The following is a 19,172-nucleotide window of genomic DNA, read 5'->3' as shown; positions in this document are numbered from 1 at the left end:
CGACRAAGGAGAGGTTATTCCGCAGCGACGCTCATATGGTCGTCCTTGTCCTGCGGATGATTGTCGTTGTGCTGGACGAGCGGACGGTTGCCCGTCATCCGGCGCAGGAGCACGTAGAACACCGGCGTCATGAAGATGCCGAAGAAGGTGACGCCAATCATGCCCGAGAACACCGCGACACCCATGGCGGCGCGCATTTCCGAACCCGCGCCGGTCGAGGTGACGAGCGGCACGACGCCCATGATGAAGGCCATGGAGGTCATGAGGATCGGCCGAAGACGCATGCGGCTGGCCTCGATCGCGGCTTCACGCGGCGTCCTGCCTTCGAACTCCAGTTCGCGGGCAAATTCCACGATGAGGATCGCGTTCTTGGCCGATAGACCGACAAGCACCACTAGGCCGATCTGCGTGAAGATGTTGTTATCTCCACCGGTGAGCMAGACGCCGGTCAAGGCGGCTAGAACACCCATCGGCACGATCATGATGATCGCAAGCGGCAGTGTCAGGCTTTCATACTGGGCAGCGAGCACCAGGAAGACGAGCAGCAGGGCGAGCGGGAAGACGACGATGCTGGAGTTACCGGCAAGGATCTGCTGATAGGTCAGATCCGTCCACTCGAACTCGATGCCCGCAGGCAGCGTCTCGTCCAGGATCTTCTCGATCGCTGCCTGCGCCTGCCCGGACGAGAAGCCCGGTGCCGGACCGCCGTTGATATCGGCAGCGAGGAAGYCGTTATAGCGGTTGGCACGCTCCGGACCGGTGCTTGCATCCACCTTCAGGAGAGCTGCAAGCGGGATCATCTGGCCCGATGCCGAGCGGACCTTCAACTGGCCGATATCTTCCGGCTGGGCGCGGAACTTTGCATCGGCCTGCACGCGGACGCTGTAGGTGCGACCGAAGGCGTTGAAGTCATTCACATAGAGCGAACCGAGATAGATCTGCAGCGTCTGGAAGACGTCGGTGACGGAKACTCCGAGCTGCTCGGCCTTGGCGCGGTCGAGGTCGGCATAGAGCTGCGGCACGTTAATCTGGAAGCTGGAGAACAGCCCCGCAAGTTCCGGCGTCTGATAGGCCTTGGCAAGCACCGCCTTCGTGGCTTCATCAAGCGCCTGGTTGCCCAGACCCGCACGATCCTCGATCTGCAGCTTGAAACCGCCCGTCGTGCCGAGGCCGTTGACCGGCGGCGGCGGGAACATGGCGATGAAGGCATCCTGGATGACGCCGAACTTCTGGTTCAGGGCCATCGCGATCGCCCCGCCCGAAAGGTCGGGCGTCTTGCGCTCATCGAAATCCTTCAGCGTCACGAAGACGATGCCGGCATTGGACGAGTTGGTGAAGCCGTTGATCGACAGGCCCGGGAAGGCGATGGCGTTGGCAACACCCGGCTGGGCMAGGGCGATATCGGTCATGCGCTTGATAACGTCTTCCGTGCGGTCGAGGCTTGCGGCATCCGGCAACTGGGCAAAGCCGATCAGATACTGCTTGTMCTGCGACGGCACGAAGCCGCCCGGAACCGTATTGAAGATACTGTAGGTCGCACCAACAAGCACAAGATAGATCACCATGACGATGCTCTTGCGCGATACCAGACCGCCGACGCCCTTGCCGTAATAGTTCGAACCGGCACCGAAGGCGCGGTTGAAGCCACGGAAGAACCAKCCGAAGATCGCATCCATGAACCGCGTCAGCCAGTCCTTGGGCGCATGGTGACCCTTCAGGAGAAGAGCGGCAAGCGCCGGAGACAGCGTCAGCGAGTTGAAGGCGGAGATGACGGTCGAGATTGCGATCGTCAGCGCGAACTGGCGATAGAACTGACCCGACAAGCCCGAGATGAAGGCGAGCGGCACGAAGACCGCAACAAGAACCAGCGCGATCGCGACGATCGGGCCGGATACTTCCTTCATGGCCTTGTAGGTCGCAGCCCGGGGACTGAGGCCGCTTTCAATGTTGCGTTCGACGTTTTCGACGACGACGATCGCATCATCCACGACGATACCGATCGCCAGCACGAGACCGAAGAGGCTGAGTGCGTTGATCGAGAAGCCGAACATATACATGACCGCGAACGTACCGATGATCGATACAGGAACGGCGATCAGCGGGATGATCGATGCGCGCCATGTCTGCAGGAACAGGATGACGACGAGAACGACGAGCGCGATCGCTTCCAGCAGCGTGTCGATGACCTTCTCGATGGAGGCGCGAACGAACTTCGTCGTATCGTAGACGATCTCGTACTTCACGCCTGTTGGCATGGCGAGTTGCAGTTCGTCCATGGTGGCGCGAACATTGTCGGCAATCTCGATTGCATTCGAACCCGGGGCCTGGAGAACGGCGACGGCGACAGCCGGCTTGCCGTCGAGCAGCGAACGCAGCGTATAGTCGGCGGCACCGAGTTCGATCCGGGCAACGTCGCGCAGACGGGTGATCTCGCCATTGGCGCCCGTCTTGACGATGATGTTGCCGAATTCCTCGGGCGTACGCAGACGGCCCTGGGCGTTCACGTTGAGCTGAAGGTCGACGCCCGGCTGGCTCGGCGAAGCGCCGATGATGCCGGCGGCGGCCTGAACGTTCTGCGAGCTGATCGCATTGCTGATGTCGCTGGCGGCAAGATTATGCTCGGCAGCCTTCTGCGGATCGATCCAAACGCGCATCGAATAATCGCCGGCACCGAAAACCTGCACCTGGCCGACACCGGCGATACGGGCGAGCCGGTCCTTGACGTTCAGTGTCGCGTAGTTGCGCAGATAGGTGATGTCATGGCTGTTCCCGTCGGAGACGAGATTGACGACCATGATGAAGTCCGGCGAGCTCTTGACGGTGGTGATGCCGAGTGCACGAACTTCCGCCGGCAGACGGGGTTCTGCCTGCGAAACGCGGTTCTGAACCAGCTGCTGCGCCTTGTCCGGGTCGGTGCCGAGCTTGAAGGTCACGGTAACGTTCAAGGCGCCGTCCGACGTCGCCTGGCTGGACATATAGAGCATGCCCTCGACGCCGTTGATCTGCTCTTCGAGCGGCGTCGCAACAGTTTCGGMGATGACCGACGGGTTTGCGCCGGGATAGGTGGCGTGCACGACGATCGACGGCGGCACGACCTCGGGATATTCGGAGATCGGCAGCGCCTGGAGGCCGATGAGGCCGGCGACCACGATGAGGACCGAAAGAACACCGGCAAACACCGGGCGGTCGATAAAGAATCTGGATATGTTCATTTTAGAGCCCTCTCCGGGGTGAACATGGATGCAAAGTCCCTCTCCGGTGGCCTGAAAAGCCCACCGGCAGGTCATGTCTTTTAGGGTAGCGGCCTCCTCCCCGAGGGAAGGAGGCTCAGATCTTACTGAGCGGTCGCGACTTTCTCTTCCATCTGAGGCGCAACGACTGCACCCGGACGGATACGCTGCAGGCCGTTGACGACGATCTTGTCGCCGACCGCAAGGCCGTCTTCAACCACGCGCTGACCGTCGAACAGCGAACCGAGCTTGATCTGCCGGTAACTGACCTTGTTCTCACCGTCGACGACGAAGACGAACTTCTTGTCCTGGTCGGTACCGACGGCGCGGTCATTGATGACGATCTTGTTCTCGGCCTTCGGCTGGCCCATGCGCACCCGTACGAACTGGCCGGGGATCAGCCTGCCGCCGGGATTGTCGAAGACTGCCCGCACTGCAATGGTACCGCTTGCGGCGTCGACTTCGTTATCGACGAGCTGCAGCTTGCCCTTGATCGGCGTCCCGTCATCGGCAAGCGTGCCGATCTCGACCGGGATCTGCTCGACGGCCTGCAGTGCCGCGCCGGTTTCCGGAAGCTCGGAGAGCGCCTTCGTGACCATCTCTTCGCTCGCATTGAAGCTTGCATAGATCGGATCGACAGAGACAAGCGTCGTCAGCTCAGGAGAAGCCGAGCCGGCCGCGACAATATTGCCGACCGTGACCTCGATCTTGCCGATACGGCCGGAAACCGGCGCTTGAACCTGCGTATAATCGAGATCGAGCTGCGCGGACTGGAGAGCCGCCTGTGCCGAACGCAGGCTTGCCTGGGCTTCAGCTAGCGTGCTCTGGCGTTGGTCGAGGTCGCTCTGCGAAATCGTCCGGTTATCTGAAAGACGGTGGCCGCGGTCGAGTTCCGTCTGCGCCAGGCTGACCTTGGCTTCGGCCGAAGCGACCTGACCCTGCGCTTGGGAGACGGCCGCCTGATAGGGAGCAGGATCGATGGCGAAAAGCAGATCGCCCTGCTTGACCAAAGCGCCCTCACGGAAATGCACTGATTGAATGGCGCCCCCGACGCGGGGACGGATCTGCACACGGTCGATGGCTTCCAGACGACCGGAGAAATTCTCCCAGTTCGTCACATCACTGCTGGCGACGACGGCAACCGTCACCGGCACGGCGGGAKCCTGCGCAGGTTCGGAGGCGGCCGTGGCGGTTGCACTCATCGGCAATTCGAAAAAGATGGCAGCGGCCGAAACGGACGCAGCAACACCCAGACCGGCGCCCACTAGGGCCCAGCGCTTATTTCTGGACGTCATTGGTACTCTCCTTGCGGCCCTGAATGGCCGTAAAAAATCAGTTCGTCTTCAATGCAATTGTGGCTCAACGCTCACGTCCTGAAGGAAATCTCCGAAATGGCGGCTGACGTTGCCCTGCCACGTGGGAGTTCCCTCAGATTTCCCGCCGTAAATGGATGGCCAACCTGTCCCGGCGGGAAGAACATGCTGGCGCACACCAACGCCTGCCTTCTTCAGGCGAGCGGCGTAACCGATGGTTTCGTCGTGCAGCGGATCGTCCTCCGCCGTAAAAATCAGTGCCGGTGCAACACCTGATATACGCGAACACAGGCAAGGCGCAGCATAAGGGTGGCAGCCGCCGCCGCTCAAATAATGGCTCCAGCCTTCCGTCCAGCGCTGGCGCATGCCGATCTTTTCCGCCTTGCGGATCGAGGACGTACCCATAAAAGGATCGAGAAGCGGAGAAAGCAGGATCTGGCCGTCGAGCGCATCCGGCATCTGGTCACGCGCCTTGAGCGCAACACCGGCAGCGACATTGCCACCCGCCTCTTCGCCGGCGACGAAAAGCAGCGACTTGCGGTCGCCGAGGCCGGCCTTCTTGAGGGCGAGATAGGAAAAGATCGAGAAGGAAACTTCGAGCGCCTTCGGAAAGACATTGCCCGAAAGCGTGCTGTAATCTGCGCAAACAACGATCGCGCCTGCCTTGGCGAGGCTGCTTGCGATCGGGCGGTCGGCCTTCGGATCGCTATCGAGAAATGCCCCGCCATGCAGGTAGAGCAYGATCGGCGGACCCTTGCCAAAATCAGCGCCCATATAGACGCGCGCAGAAACGGGGCCTGCGGCMACCTTTTCCAGCACCATGTCTTTGATCTCGGGCACCATCGTCTCTATCTCTTCGCTGCTTAGCGATGGACGGACAACGCCCGCCTCTTGCATTTTGAACTAAAAAGATATTGTTATTCAAATCGGGGAATAAGAAGCGATATCGCGATAACACTATTCCAAATCCCGAACAATGTTGCAACGCAAACTGCGGAATTGAACCGATGGATCAGCTCTCGGCAATGCGCGTCTTCATCCGCGTGGTGGAGACGGGCAATTTCACCCGCGCCGCCGACATGCTCGCCATGCCCAAGGCGACGGTGACCAATCTCATTCAGGGCCTGGAAGCGCATCTGCGCACCAAGCTCCTCAACCGCACAACGCGCCGGGTCATGGTGACGACGGACGGTGCCCTCTATTATGAACGCGCCGCACAGATCATTTCCGAACTGGAGGAACTGGACGGCAGTCTTTCAAATTCCCAAAGCCTGCCGACGGGACGGTTGCGGGTAGAGATGGCCGGCGCCTTTGCCGACTCCATCATCGTGCCAGCGCTTTGCGATTTCTACCTGCGTTATCCCGATATCCGCATCGACCTCGGCGTCGGCGACCGCACCGTCGACTATCTCGCCGAAAACGTCGACTGCGCGCTGCGTGCCGGTACGCCCGCCGACCAGTCGCTGATTGCAAGACGCGTTTCGGAGATCGAAATGATCACCTGTGTCGCACCCCTCTACGTCGAGAAATTCGGACTGCCACAGCGGCCGGAAGAACTTGAAACGGAACATTATTCCGTCAATTATTTCCGAGCTCAGAACAATCGCACGGTGCCTTTCGAGTTTCGCAAGGACAATGAGGTTGTCGAGGTAAATCCGCGATACATCGTCTCCGTCAACGACAGCCGCACCTACATGACAGCGGCACTCGCCGGCCTCGGCCTCGCCCAGATCCCGATCTTCATGGCGCGTGGACCGCTCGCAAACGGCGAACTGGTTCAAACCTTGACGGAATGGACCCGCGAGTCGCTGCCGMTCTACGTCGTCTATCCGCCGAACCGGCACCTCAGCAACAAGGTCCGCGTCTTCGTCGACTGGCTGGTGAAACTGCTGGCGGATGCGAATCTCAACGCCCGTTGAAAAACTCACCCACAAAAAGAAAGCGGCCCGTGATGGGAGGGATAACCATCACGGGCCTTGATCTGATGTCTGAAACTGAAGGCCTGTCGCGCGCAGGGAAGGCGCGGCAGGCCCTGGAGTGGAGGTCAGGAGGCTGGCGGCAATCTGCCGTCCACCTCCGTCTAAGCTGATATAGGTGCGCTTAGCCGGATAGTAAGGGGCAGCGCCCAAGAGATCGTTCACAACTTTGCGACAGCCGGTTATCTCTTGATAGCAGGCTTCAGCAGATCCTCGATGCCGATGCGGCGGAAGAGTTCCGCACGGACACGATCGGCGACGCCATTGACGATCTCCGCACCGTCTTCCGTTGGATCGATATGGGTGCGGAACGGCCGCTTGCCGAAGGGCATATTCACCACATCGACGATGGCGGTCGCGACGGAGTCGGCATCCGCATCGGCAGGTTCGAGAGAGGCGAGGCCATTCAGCGCCTGTTCCGGCAGCCCTTTGTAGGGACCGTCGTCATATTCGGCGGCGCGAGCCTTATCGGCCGGCGAGCCGGAATGGGCGAAGTGGTTCGTGCCCTTGGTGAAGGCGCCGGGAACGATGATTGCCGTTTCGATGCCCCAGCGGGTCAGTTCACTCGCATAGGAGACGGCAAGCGAGTCCATCGCCGCCTTGGCTGCGAAATAGGGAGCAAGGTACGGAGGCGTGCCGCCGCGGGTGCTCGAGGAGGAAACCCAGACAACCAGGCCTTTGCCCTGCTTGCGCAGGTGCGGAAGCACAGCGCGGTTCACCCGCTGGGTCGACAGCACGTTGATATCGAAAAGCTCGGCATATTGCTCCGGCGTGAAGGCTTCGGCCGGGCCGAAGGACATATGGCCGGCATTGTGGATGATCGTATCGATATGGCCTTCGGCAGCGATCACCCTGGCGACGCCGGCTTCGACGGAGGCATTGGAGGTGACATCCAGTTCGACGGCTTTCAGTTCTACGCCGTTTTCCTTCGAGAAGGCTTCGACTGCCTCGACCTGCGGCCTGTTGCGGCCTTCGGTTTCGCGCATCGAGGCATAGACAGTGTAGCCGGCCTTGGCGAGCGCGCGGGCAGTAAGGGCGCCGAAACCACTGGAAGCGCCGGTGATGACGATGACTTGCTTGCTCATGATCCTGTTCCTTCTGGAAGAATTGGGTTGCTTGAAAGAATACGGGGAAGAGCGTGGCGGCGCGCCGCCACGAAACCTGTCTCAGACCATGCCGCCATTGGCGCGCAGCACCTGACCGTTGACCCAGGCGCCATCGGGCCCGGCGAGGAAGGCAACGACAGCAGCGATATCCTCTGGCGTACCGAGACGTTCGAGCGGGTTTGCCTTTGCAAGGCGGTCGATCAGCTCGTCGGACTTGCCGTTGAGGAAGAGATCAGTGCCTGTCGGGCCGGGAGCGACCGAATTGACGGTGATCTGGCGGCCGCGCATCTCCTTGGAAAGGATGGCGCTCATCGTTTCGACGGCCGCCTTCGTAGCGGCGTAGACGCTGTAGGTCTCCGGCTTCAGCCCGACGACCGAGCTCGAGAAGTTGATGACCCGGCCACCGTCACGCAGGCGCTTGGCGGCCTCGCGCAGGGTGTTGAACGTGCCCTTGAGGTTGACGCTGATCTGGCGGTCGAACGTGGCGTCATCGACATCGGCAAGACGGGAAAGCAGCATGATGCCGGCATTGTTGACGAGCACGTCGACACCGCCGAAAGCGGCCTCTGCGGCATCGAACATGCGGCGCACCGCGTCCGCATCGGCGACGTCGGCCTGTGCCGTCAGCGCCTTGCCGCCGGCCTTTTCGATCTTCTGGGCCAGTTCTTCAGCAAGAGCTGCATTGCCCGAGTAGTTGATGACGACGGTAAAACCGTCCTTTGCGAGACGTTCAGCGATCGAAGCTCCGATGCCGCGGGAAGCGCCGGCAACGAGAGCGACCTTGTTTTGATTGGCAGACATTTTTCTTTTCCTTTGCTTCGGCGCCGCAGCGCCCCTTCGATGAGAAGAAGATGCCCCTTTCTATCGCACGGATAATCAGCCATTATTCGGCATCACTATCCGGGAAATACGAACAAATAAAATGGACAGATTCGATGCCATGCGGGTTTTCTCCCGCGTCGTGGAGCGCCGCAGCTTCACGCTTGCGGCCGAAGATACCGGCCTGCCGCGCTCGACGGTGACGGATGCGGTCAAGCAGTTGGAGGCCCGCCTCGGCGCGCGCCTGCTTCAGCGCACCACGCGCCACGTTAGCCCGACGCTCGACGGCGAAGCCTATTACCAACGCTGCCTGTCGATCCTCGCCGATATCGAAGATGCCGAAGGCGMCTTCGCCGGCGCCAAGCCGAAAGGCCTGCTGCGGGTCGACGTCCACGGCACGCTTGCAAGGCATTTCGTGTTGCCGAGCCTGCCCTCCTTTCTGGAAACCTATCCAGACATCGAATTTTACATGAGTGAGGGTGACCGGCTGGTGGATCTGGTGCGCGAAGGCATCGACTGTGTGCTGCGCGTCGGCACTCCGCAGGACAGCGACATGGTTGCGCGTCGCGTCGCCATGCTCGACGAGGTCACCCTCGCCTCACCGTCCTATATCGCCGCTTTCGGCACGCCCGACCATCCCGACAGGCTGGACGCGCACCGCATGGTCGGCTTCCGCGCATCCGGCAGCGCAGGCCCGCTGCCCCTGGAATTCATCGTCAACGGCAGTGTCCGCAATATCAGCATTCCCGCGACTGTGACCGTCAATGCCGCGGAAAGCTACATTTCCGCTGCCCGCATGGGCCTCGGCATGATCCAGATCCCGCGCTACCACGCCGAACAGGATCTTGCCGCCGACACTCTTGTTGAGGTGCTCGCCGATTTTCCGCCCACGCAGACACCGGTCTCGCTGCTCTACCCGCGCAATCGCCAGCTTTCGCCGCGCGTACGCGTCTTCATCGACTGGCTGGTCAAGGTCTTCGCTCGACAAAACCCCGAAAACGCGGTTCACTCATATTAGCATTTTCGGAGAAAGAAATATGGCAGTTAGCGATATCATCGTCTACCAGACGGATGAGGGCTTCGTCGTCGAATTCGGTGGCGAGGGGGAGGACAGGATCGCAGTCACACTGCGCAATGCCTCCGATCTCACACATGACAATGCTATCGCAAGGGCGAAGGCACTTCTCACCTCCGCATTCGAGCCTGCTCACGGCGACGGCGCCCGCAACAAGGATGCGGCATTGCTCGAAGAAGAACTCCAGGAAGGTCTCGAGGACTCGTTTCCCGCAAGCGATCCTGTTTCCGTCACCGTTTCCTCCATCCCGATGCGCGACCCGAAGGCCGGTCACAAGATGTGAGCATCAAGAGGCTGTCCTCGGTCAGACCTGTGTCGAGATGATATTGTCGACCCGGACCTGGCCGCGCACGACGCCGCGCTCGGTGATGTCGGTGCTCGGCGCTTCCTCGATAACGGTGTAGAGTTTCTCGTTGCGAAAGGCGCTCGCCATCTTCGTCGACTTGTCCTCTGCCGGCGAACCGTCGATTTCCAGAAAATCGAGCTCAGCCTCCGCCGCCACGACACGTGCATCGCCGGACGTCAGCGCGGCGACGACGACCTCTCCGTGGGAAGGTGCGAGATCCCAGTGGGGGTCATCAGGGGCAGCGGCCGGCACCAGCCGATAAAGCTTGAGACCGTCCATGTTCCATCTCCTTGCTATTGTTGGCTTGCATCCGAAACGCCGGCCGGCGAACCATTGTTCCGGGTGGCGGATCGGCAAAGGGGATGATATCGGCAATTCCCATGACGACAGAAATGATTGACGGCACGATCGGCGCCGGCCCGCTTGCCGGGGAGAGCCTGCGCCATTTCTTCGAACGCGATGCGATCGAGGTCGCCCGCGACCTGCTCGGCTGCCACCTCACGGTCAACGATACGGGCGGGCGGATCACCGAGACGGAGGCCTATTATCCAGACGACGAAGCCTCTCACAGTTTCCGCGGCCCGACGAAGCGCAACGGCGCCATGTATGGCCATCCCGGCAACGTCTATATCTACCGCATCTACGGCATGTATTGGTGCCTGAACTTCGTCTGCACACCGGGTTCGGCAGTGCTTATCCGCGCGCTGGAGCCGGAAATCGGCCTGTTCGGGATGATCGAGCGACGTGGGACCGATGTCCTGACCCAGCTCTGCAGCGGCCCCGGCAAGCTCTGCCAGGCGCTTGATGTCGACATAACCATCAACGACCGGATGCTCGACCATCCGCCCTACGCGATCTCACCGTCTGCGCCCGTCCCCATCGTCTCCGGCAAACGTATCGGCATAACGAAAAATGCCGAAGCACCGTGGCGCTTCGGCATTCAGGGATCGCGATATCTGAGCAAGCCGTTTCGTTAGAGCAATTGCAGCAAAGTTTGCAGCGGTTTTGCGTCCGGAATTGCGTGAAACCGAGAGCTCTGGACGAAGGCGTGCAAACTCATTCCATGACGGCACTGTGGTCGATTGCCGGCGCGGCCCTCGGCTTGCGCAGCAGCAGCACCAGCGGCATGACGGCAAGCGACATCAGCATCAGCAGTTTGAAGTCATCCATATAGGCGATGATGGTCGACTGCAGCGTGATGACGTCGTTGAGCGCCGCGCGGCCGACCGCCGTCAGTGGGCTGAGGCCTTGTGCCGCCGTGGCATTGAAAGCGTGGTTGAACGGCGTCACATAGGCGGCGATCGACTCATGATTGCTCTGCGTATTCTCGACGATCAGCGCCGCGACGATGGAGATGCCGACCGAGGAGCCGATGTTTCGCGACAGATTGTAGAGGCCGGTTCCGTCGCCGCGCATCTGGGCCGGCAGCGTCGCAAAGGCGATCGTCGTCAGCGGCACGAAGAGGAAGCCGAGGCCCGCCCCTTGGATGAAGCCGACCGACACGATCGTCCACTGCGAGACGTCAGGCGTCCAGCCGGTCATGTCGTACATCGCCCAGGCCGTCAGGCCGAGGCCGAGCAGCAGCAGCCAGCGCGTATCTACCTTGCCGATCAGCCGACCGACGATGAACATGCAGAGCATGGTACCGAGGCCCCGCGGTCCCATAACGATGCCCGCGGTGATGACCGGATAGCCCATCAATGTCTGCAGATAGGGCGTCATCAGCGCCAACGAGGCGAGATAGGTGATGCCGATCACGAAGATGAAGATCATGCTGACGGTGAAATTCTGGTCGAGGAACAGCCGCGGATTGACGAAGGATTTTTCCGCCGTCAGCGTGTGCACCAGGAGCAGGTAGAAGGCGGCAGCACAGATGATCGCCTCGACCACGATCTCCCCGGAGGAGAACCAGTCGAGCTGTTCGCCGCGGTCGAGAAAAAGCTGCAGCGAGGCGATGAACAGGCTCATCATCCCGAAGCCGAACCAGTCCAGCTTGGCGAGCACATCCCTCTTCGTCTCCGAGACGAAAATGACAATGCCGGCAAAGGCGAGCGCGCCGATCGGAATGTTGATGTAAAAGACCCAGCGCCAGCTGATATTGTCCGTCAGCCAGCCGCCGATGACAGGACCCAGAACCGGCCCGACCATGACCGAGACGCCGAAGAGGGCCATGGCCGAGCCGCGCTCCTCGACTGTATAGATGTCGAGAAGGATGCCTTGGGAAAGTGGGACCAGCGAAGCGCCGAACAGGCCCTGCAGCAGGCGGAAGGCGACAATCTGTGGCAGCGACTGCGCCAGACCGCAAAGGATCGAGGCGATGACGAAACCGACGATCGCAGTCAGCAGCACGCGCTTGCGGCCGAACTTGGCAGCAAGGAAACCCGACGGCGGCGTCATGATCGCGGCCGCGACGATGTAGGAGGTCAAAACCCAGTTGATCTGGTCGGCGGAAGCCGAAACACTGCCCTGGATATAGGGCAGCGCCACGTTGGCGATCGTCGTATCCAGCGCCTGCATGATGACGGCCAGGATGACGCAGGCCGTGATCGCGCCGCGATTGGCAACCGGGGTTGCCGGTGATGCAGGAGCAGTACTCATGGCCGTTACTCGGGGCTCTTGCCGTGGCCCAGAAGGTTGTTGACGAAATCAGGCAGGCCGCGCGCATGGCCGGTATCGACGTCGACGACTGTGCTCATGCCGACGCGGAGCGGCGGCTTGCCCTGAGAATCGTCGATGCTGACGCGCATCGGGATGCGCTGCACGACCTTTACCCAGTTGCCGGTCGTATTCTGTGCCGGCAGCAGCGAGAAGGAGGAGCCCGACGCCGGGCTGATGCTCTCGACCTTCCCCTTCCACATCACGCCCGGATAGGTATCGACGTAGATATCGACCGACTGGCCGGGCTTGACGTAAGTGAGCTCGGTTTCCTTCGGGCTTGCGGCGATCCATAGATGCGAGGTCGAAACCAGTGAGAAGGCCTGCTGCGAAGCCTGGAGGTAGGAGCCGACCTGCAGCGCGTTCACGTTGGTGACGATACCGTCGAAAGGCGCCTTGACGACGCTGTGGTCCAGCTCGCGCTGGGCGTTGTCGACCTGAGACTTGGCCTGCAGGTAAAGCGGATTTTCCTCGACCGGCTGGTCGGCATTGCCGCCGAGCTGGGCAAGCGTCGTTGCGGCTTCCGCCTTGGCGACGGAAACCTTCTGCTGCGCGGCCTCGAGATTGTGCTTGGCTTCATCATAGGCCGACTGCGTCGCGCTGCCATTGTTGACGAGATTTTGCTGCCGGTCGAACTGATCCTGATAATAGGGCAGATCGGCTTGCGCCTGCGTGATCTCGGCAAGCGACTGCTGGTAGCTGGCCTTGAGGTTCATGATCTGATTGCGCTGCGCTCCAAGCTGCGCCTTGTCGCCATCGAGCGCGATCTTGAAGGAATCCGGTCGCAGGCTGAAGAGCACCTGACCGGCCTTGACCTGCTCGTTCTCATGCACGTTGATTTGCTCGACAAGGCCGGAAACATCGGTCGTGATGCCCACCATGTCCGCCTGGAGATAGGCGTTGTCGGTCGACATGATCTGACCGCCATTGACATAGTAGTAGCCACCGACGGCGAGCGCCACAGGCAGTAGGGCAAAGAGGACGGGTCGGGTGAAGCTGCGCCGGCGGCGGACCTTGTTGCCGCCAGGCGCAGCCACCGCGGCAGCCGCGGGCGCTGAATTGGATGAAGGCGCCTCAGCCACCGTTTCCGGTTGTTGGGGAATTTCTTTTTCTTCGACAGGGTTCTTGGCGTTCGCGTCGGACACGACACGCAGGGGGGATTGGTCAGCCATGTTTCGTCTCATTATCGGCGACCGGAGACCGGCACGCCTGCACCAGGTTCGTCTTCATTATGGATAGGGTGTGGAAAAGCTGCTCGCGCTGTTCGGGCGTGACGCTTTCCAACGCTTCGCCGCGCGTCACGTCGCCGATCTCACGCATTTCGGCGAGAATCGGATGAGCTTCCTCACGCATGTAAAGCAGCCAGATACGCCGGTCCGTGGGATGCTGACGGCGTTCGACCAGACCGCGCTCGGCAAGCTTGTCGAGGATGCGGACCAGCGTAATCGGCTCGATTTCGAGGATTTCGGCAAGCCCGCTCTGATGGATGCCCTCATTGTTGGCGAGATAGGCAAGCGTCTGCCACTGAGACCGCGTCAGCCCAAGGTCCTTTGCGCGCTGCTCGAACCGCTTGCGAAGCAGGCGGGCAACGTCGTGCAGAAGAAAACCGAGTGTTGGATTGTTGGTCATATACCTTCGCCGGTAAGTAATAAGCATCCTTATGATATCGGTAGATATATTGAGCACGGGCGTTGCACAAGGATGCACCCGCAAGATTCCGCATCTGCGGCCAAAATGCCGCAGCCCACGATAAGCAGAGCTTTCGATATGGCTTTTGAAAGATTGAAAGGTGATCGGAGGTTTGCTTGACCAACACCCGGAAGCAAGCTCCGGTGAAAGCTGATGCCTGGAAACCCAAACCRGTTCAATCAATTGGCATTTGCAATTTTTTGATTCTCCCGTTTATAGTCTCTCTTCAGAGGGTTACGGAGAAGCAGATCTCTCCCTCCGGTTGTTTTCGGGGTGCTGACTTGCACCTGTCATCTTACGGCAGCCGCACATGGGTAAGTTCGGACTTAGGACGAAGGCTCGGTGCTTTCGTCTCCACAGCAGGCATGGACAGCGCATTCAAGCATAGGTTCAGGCGGCTGCGATATGCCGCCCGCAACGGGGGACTGGCATGGCTAATTCGCTTCGACAGACATTGGCGCTCGGCTGCTTTGCGGCCTTCCTGCCGCTCATCGCTCAGGCGCAGCAGGCGGCCGCTCCCCCGCCCGTCACCGTTGCCAAGCCCGTCATGCGCGACGTGGTCGACAATGATGAGTTCATCGGCCGTTTTGAACCGGTCGATGAGGTCTCCGTCCGTTCGCGTGTCGGTGGCTACCTTCAGGAAATCGACTTCACCGACGGCGCTCTGGTGAAACAAGGCGACCGGCTCTTCGTCATCGATCAGCGACCCTTCGTAACCGCGCTCAATCAAGCCAACGCCGCGCTGGAAGCGTCGAAATCGGCTCTGGTCTTTGCCGATGCGCAATATAAGCGCGCCCAGTCGCTTGCTTCGAGCGGCAGCCAGTCGGCGCAGACGCTGGACGATCGCCGCCGCGAATTCGATTCCGCCCAGGCCAATGTCCGCGGCGCACAGGCTGCATCCGATCGTGCTACGCTCGACATGGAATATACCGAGATCACCGCGCCGCTCAGCGGCCGTATCGATCGCCGCCTGATCTCCGCCGGCAACCTCGTGCAGACCGACCAGACCGTGCTCACGACGATCGTTTCACTCGACCCGATCGATTTCTATTTCGACGTCGACGAACGCCGCCTGCTGAATTTCGCCGATACGGCACGCAAGCTGGGCAAGGATCTCCAGCAGGGCGGCGGCGGCCTTGATGTCATGGTCACCATCTCGGATCCCAATGCCAAACCTTTCAAGGGGAAACTCGATTTCGCCGAGAACCGGATCGACAATGAGAGCGGCACGATTCGTCTGCGTGCCCGCTTTCCCAATCCCGATCTCGTCCTTCAGCCCGGCCTCTTCGGCCGCATCCAGGTCGAAGCCTCCAACACCTATCAGGCCATTCTCGTCCCCGACGAAGCCATCGGCTCGGACCAGAATGAGCGCGTCGTTTACGTCGTCGGCGCAGATGGCACGGTTTCGACCAAGCCCGTGAGGCCCGGTCCCCGGCTCTACGGCTACCGCGTCATCCGTGAAGGCCTCGACGGCACCGAGACGATCGTCGTCAACGGCCTGATACGCGCCCGGCCCGGCGCAAAGGTCACGCCTCAGATGACCGAACTGCCGAAGGAGCGGACGGACGCTCCGCCGGAAACCGCTGGTGCGGAGAGCGGACAATGAGATTTGCTCATTTCTTCGTAGACCGGCCGATTTTCGCGGCCGTCATCTCGATCGTTCTCCTCGTCGTCGGCAGCATCGCCTATACGCAGCTGCCGGTCTCCCAATATCCGGAGATCGCGCCGCCGACCATCGTCGTGCGCACCTCCTATCCGGGCGCCGATCCGCAGACGATCGCCGATACGGTTTCGACCCCGCTCGAACAGCAGATCAACGGCGTCGAAGACATGCTCTATATGTCTTCCTACTCCAGCGCCGATGGCGCCATGTCGCTGACGATCACCTTCAAGCTCGGCACCGATCTCGACAAGGTCCAGGTTCTTGTCCAGAACCGCGTTTCCATCGMCCTGCCCCGCCTTCCCGAGGAAGTCCAGCGGCTCGGCGTGACCACCGATAAAAGTTCGCCTGACCTGATGATGGTGGTGCATCTGCTGTCGCCCTCGCACCGCTATGACCAGCTCTATGTCTCGAACTACGCCCGCAACCGCATTCGCGACACTCTCGTGCGCCTTGATGGCGTCGGCGACGTGCAGCTTTTCGGCGAGCGCCAGTATTCGATGCGAATCTGGCTGGATCCGGAAAAGCTCTCCGCCTACGGCATGACTTCGGATGACGTCGTTGCCGCGCTGAGAGACCAGAACGTCCAGGTATCGGGCGGCAAGATCGGCGCCCCACCTGTTACCGGTAAGAATGCCTTCGAATATACGGTGCGAACGGACGGACGCTTCTCGGACGTGCGCCAATTCCGCTATGTCATCGTGAAATCGACGACCACCGGCCGGCTTGTGAGCTTGCAGGATGTCGCTCGCATCGAGCTTGGCGCGCAGGACTACGTCACCAACAGCTATCTCAACAATGACCCCGCAGTCGCGCTCGGCATCTTCGCCCGGMCTGGAACCAATGCGCTGGATACGGCCCATCAGATCCAGGGGATCATGAAGGACCTGTCGCAGAATTTCCCGCAGGGTCTGGAGTACCGCATCGTCTATGATACGACCGAATTCATCTCGGATTCGATCAATGAGGTCTACAGGACCATAGCCGAGGCGGCGATTCTCGTGGCGATCGTCGTCCTCGTCTTCCTGCAATCCTGGCGAACTGCCCTCATTCCGATCATCGCCATCCCCGTATCGCTGATCGGCACCTTCGCCGTGCTGCTCGCCTTCGGCTTTTCGCTCAACATGCTCACCTTGTTCGGTCTCGTGCTGGCGATTGGTATCGTCGTCGACGATGCGATCGTGGTGGTGGAAAATGTCGAGAGAAACCTGGCGCGGGGCATGACCCCGAAACAGGCCGCGCATGTCACGATGGACGAAGTCGGAACCGCGGTCGTCGCCATCTCGCTGGTGTTAATCGCGGTGTTCGTGCCGACGGCGTTCATCCCAGGCATTTCCGGCCAGTTCTACAAGCAGTTTGCAGTGACGATATCGGTCACGACGGCAATTTCCGCATTGAATTCACTGACCCTTTCGCCTGCGCTCGCAGGCATTTTGCTCAAAACCCATGATCATGAGAGCAAGCGCAAGAATATCTTCTCCCAGCTGGGAAGCGGTCTTGCAAACGGCTTCAACCGTGGCTTCGATCGAATGAGCTCCGGCTATTCCTGGATCGTCCGGCATCTGGTCAGCAGCTGGGTCGGATTGACCTCTTCGCTCGTCGTCTTCGCCTGCCTGCTGGGCGCGACCTGGTATATGGGGCAGAAGGTTCCTTCCGGCTTCATCCCCACCATGGACCAGGGTTACGCGATCATCGTCATCCAGCTTCCGGACGGCGCATCGCTTGCGCGTACTGACGCCGTCGTTAAGCAGGTGGGCGATATCGCCCGAACGGTGCCCGGTGTCGGCAATGCCGTGCAGTTTGCCGGCTTCAGCGGGGCAACCTTCACCAACGCCTCGAATGCCGGCGTCGTTTTCGTCCCGTTCAAATCCTTTGCCGAACGTGAGGAAGGCGGCGAGACCGCCAACAAGATCATTGGCGAGCTTTACGGCAAGCTGCAAAGCATCCAGGAAGCCTTCATCATTGCCATCCCACCGCCATCCGTGCGTGGCGTCGGAAATTCAGGCGGCTTCAAGATGCAGATTTCGGATCTTGAAAACGCGGACATGACACGCGTCCTTGGTCTGGCCCGCCAGATGATGGGTGCCGCTGCAACGACCGAGGGGCTGACCGGCGTCTTCACCACGTTCTCGGATGCAAGTCCGCAGTATTTTCTCGCAATCGACCGCGACAAGGCACGTTTCCTCAACGTGCCGATTCCCAATATCTTCAACGCACTTTCCATCAACCTCGGCGTCGCTTACGTAAACGATTTCAATGCGTTCGGGCGCGTCTACCAGGTTCGTGCCCAAGCCGACCGACAATATCGCATGGACAGGGATGACATCCTCGCGCTGAAGGTTCGATCGGCAACCGGCGCGCTGGTTCCGCTTGGCACCCTGATGGATATCCAGGATTCCAGCGGTCCGGCGCTTGTCCAGCGCTACAACATGTATGTCTCGGTACCGCTTCAGGGTAATCCCACACCCGGCACATCGACCGGCGACGCAATCAAGAAGATGGAAGCGCTGGCGGCGCAGATCCTTCCGCCGGGAACGACGTTCGAATGGACGGAGCTTGCCTATCAGGAAACCCACACCGGCAATACCGCCGTCTACATCTTCGCCCTGTCGGTGATCTTCGTCTTCCTTGCGCTTGCGGCACAATATGAGAGCTGGGTCCTGCCTCTGGCGATCATCCTTATTGTCCCGCTCGCAGTGCTCGCCGCGTTGATCGGCGTGTGGCTCCGGGGAATGGACAACAATGTCCTGACGCAGATCGGACTTATCGTGCTGATCGGCCTTGCTGCCAAGAACGCCATTCTGATCGTCGAGTTTGCAAGACAGGCCGAGGAAGAAGGAAAAAGCGTCGTGGATGCCGCAATCGAGGCAAGCCATCTTCGTCTGCGCCCGATCCTGATGACGGCCTTCGCTTTCATTTTCGGCGTACTGCCGCTAGCCATCGCCACCGGTCCCGGTGCTGAAATGCGCCAGTCGCTCGGCACCGCCGTGTTCTCCGGCATGCTTGGTGTAACGATCTTCGGCCTGTTCCTGACGCCGGTCTTCTACGTCGTGCTGCGCCGTTGGCGCAAAAAGCCGGCAGAAGTGCCGGCTCAAGCCGATGCTGAGGAAAATGCCGCCTAGAGCAATTCCAGCAAAAGTGCATTGCGGTTTTGCGTCCGGAATTGCGTGAAAACAAAGAGATAGAGTATTTTCATGTTTCGAAGAAAAACGGAAATACTCCAAGGCTCAGGTGGAGAAGAGGTGAACCTGCCCCTGCCAGAAGGCTCAGGTGGAGAAGAGGTGAACCTGCCCCTGCCAGAAG

At 60.5% G+C, this 19,172-nt stretch carries 15 protein-coding genes; 6 read left to right on the top strand and 9 right to left on the bottom strand.

Going from position 1 to position 19,172, the window contains the following annotated elements; translation table 11 throughout:
* Nucleotides 1-14: 14 nt before the first annotated feature.
* The 3 genes from AC1DNW_RS22330 to AC1DNW_RS22320 all read right to left on the bottom strand — a co-directional run bounded on the left by AC1DNW_RS22330 (nucleotide 15) and on the right by AC1DNW_RS22320 (nucleotide 5,386).
* Nucleotides 15-3,212 carry an efflux RND transporter permease subunit gene (locus AC1DNW_RS22330; protein WP_477854407.1) on the bottom strand — a complete coding sequence of 1,066 codons (3,198 nt, stop codon included), beginning with the start codon at nucleotides 3,210-3,212 and terminating at the stop codon, nucleotides 15-17.
* A 122-nt stretch (nucleotides 3,213-3,334) separates the two neighbouring features.
* Entirely contained in the window at nucleotides 3,335-4,525 is a 1,191-nt protein-coding gene (locus AC1DNW_RS22325) for an efflux RND transporter periplasmic adaptor subunit (RefSeq protein ID WP_477854406.1), read from the bottom strand.
* A gap of 48 nt (nucleotides 4,526-4,573) precedes the next feature.
* Entirely contained in the window at nucleotides 4,574-5,386 is an 813-nt protein-coding gene (locus AC1DNW_RS22320) for an alpha/beta hydrolase fold domain-containing protein (RefSeq protein WP_477854405.1), read from the bottom strand.
* 164 nt (nucleotides 5,387-5,550) lie between these two features.
* Here AC1DNW_RS22320 and AC1DNW_RS22315 point away from each other — a divergent pair, with 164 nt between their 5' ends.
* The gene (locus AC1DNW_RS22315) at nucleotides 5,551-6,462 is read left to right on the top strand and encodes a LysR family transcriptional regulator (protein WP_477854404.1); all 912 of its coding nucleotides are present in this window, start codon (nucleotides 5,551-5,553) and stop codon (nucleotides 6,460-6,462) included.
* A 239-nt stretch (nucleotides 6,463-6,701) separates the two neighbouring features.
* Here AC1DNW_RS22315 and AC1DNW_RS22310 read toward each other — a convergent pair whose 3' ends face one another.
* Nucleotides 6,702-7,604: an SDR family oxidoreductase gene (locus AC1DNW_RS22310; protein WP_113311245.1), complete on the bottom strand. Its 903-nt coding sequence runs from the start codon at nucleotides 7,602-7,604 to the stop codon at nucleotides 6,702-6,704.
* 81 nt (nucleotides 7,605-7,685) lie between these two features.
* Entirely contained in the window at nucleotides 7,686-8,426 is a 741-nt protein-coding gene (locus AC1DNW_RS22305) for an SDR family oxidoreductase (RefSeq protein WP_477854403.1), read from the bottom strand.
* 121 nt (nucleotides 8,427-8,547) lie between these two features.
* Between AC1DNW_RS22305 and AC1DNW_RS22300 the strand changes: the two genes are divergently transcribed.
* Both AC1DNW_RS22300 and AC1DNW_RS22295 read left to right on the top strand, forming a co-directional pair.
* Nucleotides 8,548-9,462, top strand: a complete 915-nt coding sequence (locus tag AC1DNW_RS22300; protein WP_477854402.1) for a LysR family transcriptional regulator — start codon at nucleotides 8,548-8,550, stop codon at nucleotides 9,460-9,462.
* 19 nt (nucleotides 9,463-9,481) lie between these two features.
* Nucleotides 9,482-9,802: a hypothetical protein gene (locus tag AC1DNW_RS22295; RefSeq protein WP_113311243.1), complete on the top strand. Its 321-nt coding sequence runs from the start codon at nucleotides 9,482-9,484 to the stop codon at nucleotides 9,800-9,802.
* A 21-nt stretch (nucleotides 9,803-9,823) separates the two neighbouring features.
* Here AC1DNW_RS22295 and AC1DNW_RS22290 read toward each other — a convergent pair whose 3' ends face one another.
* A complete protein-coding gene (locus tag AC1DNW_RS22290; protein ID WP_113299811.1) occupies nucleotides 9,824-10,144 on the bottom strand; it encodes a hypothetical protein in 321 nt (106 codons plus the stop codon).
* An 83-nt stretch (nucleotides 10,145-10,227) separates the two neighbouring features.
* Here AC1DNW_RS22290 and AC1DNW_RS22285 point away from each other — a divergent pair, with 83 nt between their 5' ends.
* Nucleotides 10,228-10,842, top strand: coding sequence for a DNA-3-methyladenine glycosylase (locus AC1DNW_RS22285; protein ID WP_113311242.1), 615 nt, complete (start codon nucleotides 10,228-10,230; stop codon nucleotides 10,840-10,842).
* 79 nt (nucleotides 10,843-10,921) lie between these two features.
* Here the strand turns inward: AC1DNW_RS22285 and AC1DNW_RS22280 are convergent, their stop codons facing one another.
* The 3 genes from AC1DNW_RS22280 to AC1DNW_RS22270 are packed head-to-tail and all read right to left on the bottom strand — an operon-like array spanning nucleotide 10,922 to nucleotide 14,149.
* Nucleotides 10,922-12,463, bottom strand: coding sequence for a DHA2 family efflux MFS transporter permease subunit (locus AC1DNW_RS22280; RefSeq protein WP_113311241.1), 1,542 nt, complete (start codon nucleotides 12,461-12,463; stop codon nucleotides 10,922-10,924).
* 5 nt (nucleotides 12,464-12,468) lie between these two features.
* Entirely contained in the window at nucleotides 12,469-13,692 is a 1,224-nt protein-coding gene (locus tag AC1DNW_RS22275) for an HlyD family secretion protein (RefSeq protein ID WP_113299814.1), read from the bottom strand.
* Nucleotides 13,685-14,149 (bottom strand): MarR family transcriptional regulator, encoded by a 465-nt coding sequence (locus tag AC1DNW_RS22270; RefSeq protein WP_113299815.1) that lies wholly within the window; start codon nucleotides 14,147-14,149, stop codon nucleotides 13,685-13,687. The genes AC1DNW_RS22275 and AC1DNW_RS22270 overlap by 8 nt, the downstream gene beginning before the upstream one ends.
* Nucleotides 14,150-14,639: 490 nt before the next feature.
* On the opposite strand from AC1DNW_RS22270, the gene AC1DNW_RS22265 reads away from it, so the two are divergent.
* Nucleotides 14,640-15,815 carry an efflux RND transporter periplasmic adaptor subunit gene (locus AC1DNW_RS22265; protein ID WP_113299816.1) on the top strand — a complete coding sequence of 392 codons (1,176 nt, stop codon included), beginning with the start codon at nucleotides 14,640-14,642 and terminating at the stop codon, nucleotides 15,813-15,815.
* Nucleotides 15,812-18,991: an efflux RND transporter permease subunit gene (locus tag AC1DNW_RS22260; RefSeq protein WP_477854401.1), complete on the top strand. Its 3,180-nt coding sequence runs from the start codon at nucleotides 15,812-15,814 to the stop codon at nucleotides 18,989-18,991. The genes AC1DNW_RS22265 and AC1DNW_RS22260 overlap by 4 nt, the downstream gene beginning before the upstream one ends.
* Nucleotides 18,992-19,172 lie beyond the last annotated feature (181 nt).

The organism is Rhizobium sp. 05L429 (assembly GCF_056397645.1).
This window is presented reverse-complemented; position numbering and strand designations above follow the sequence as displayed.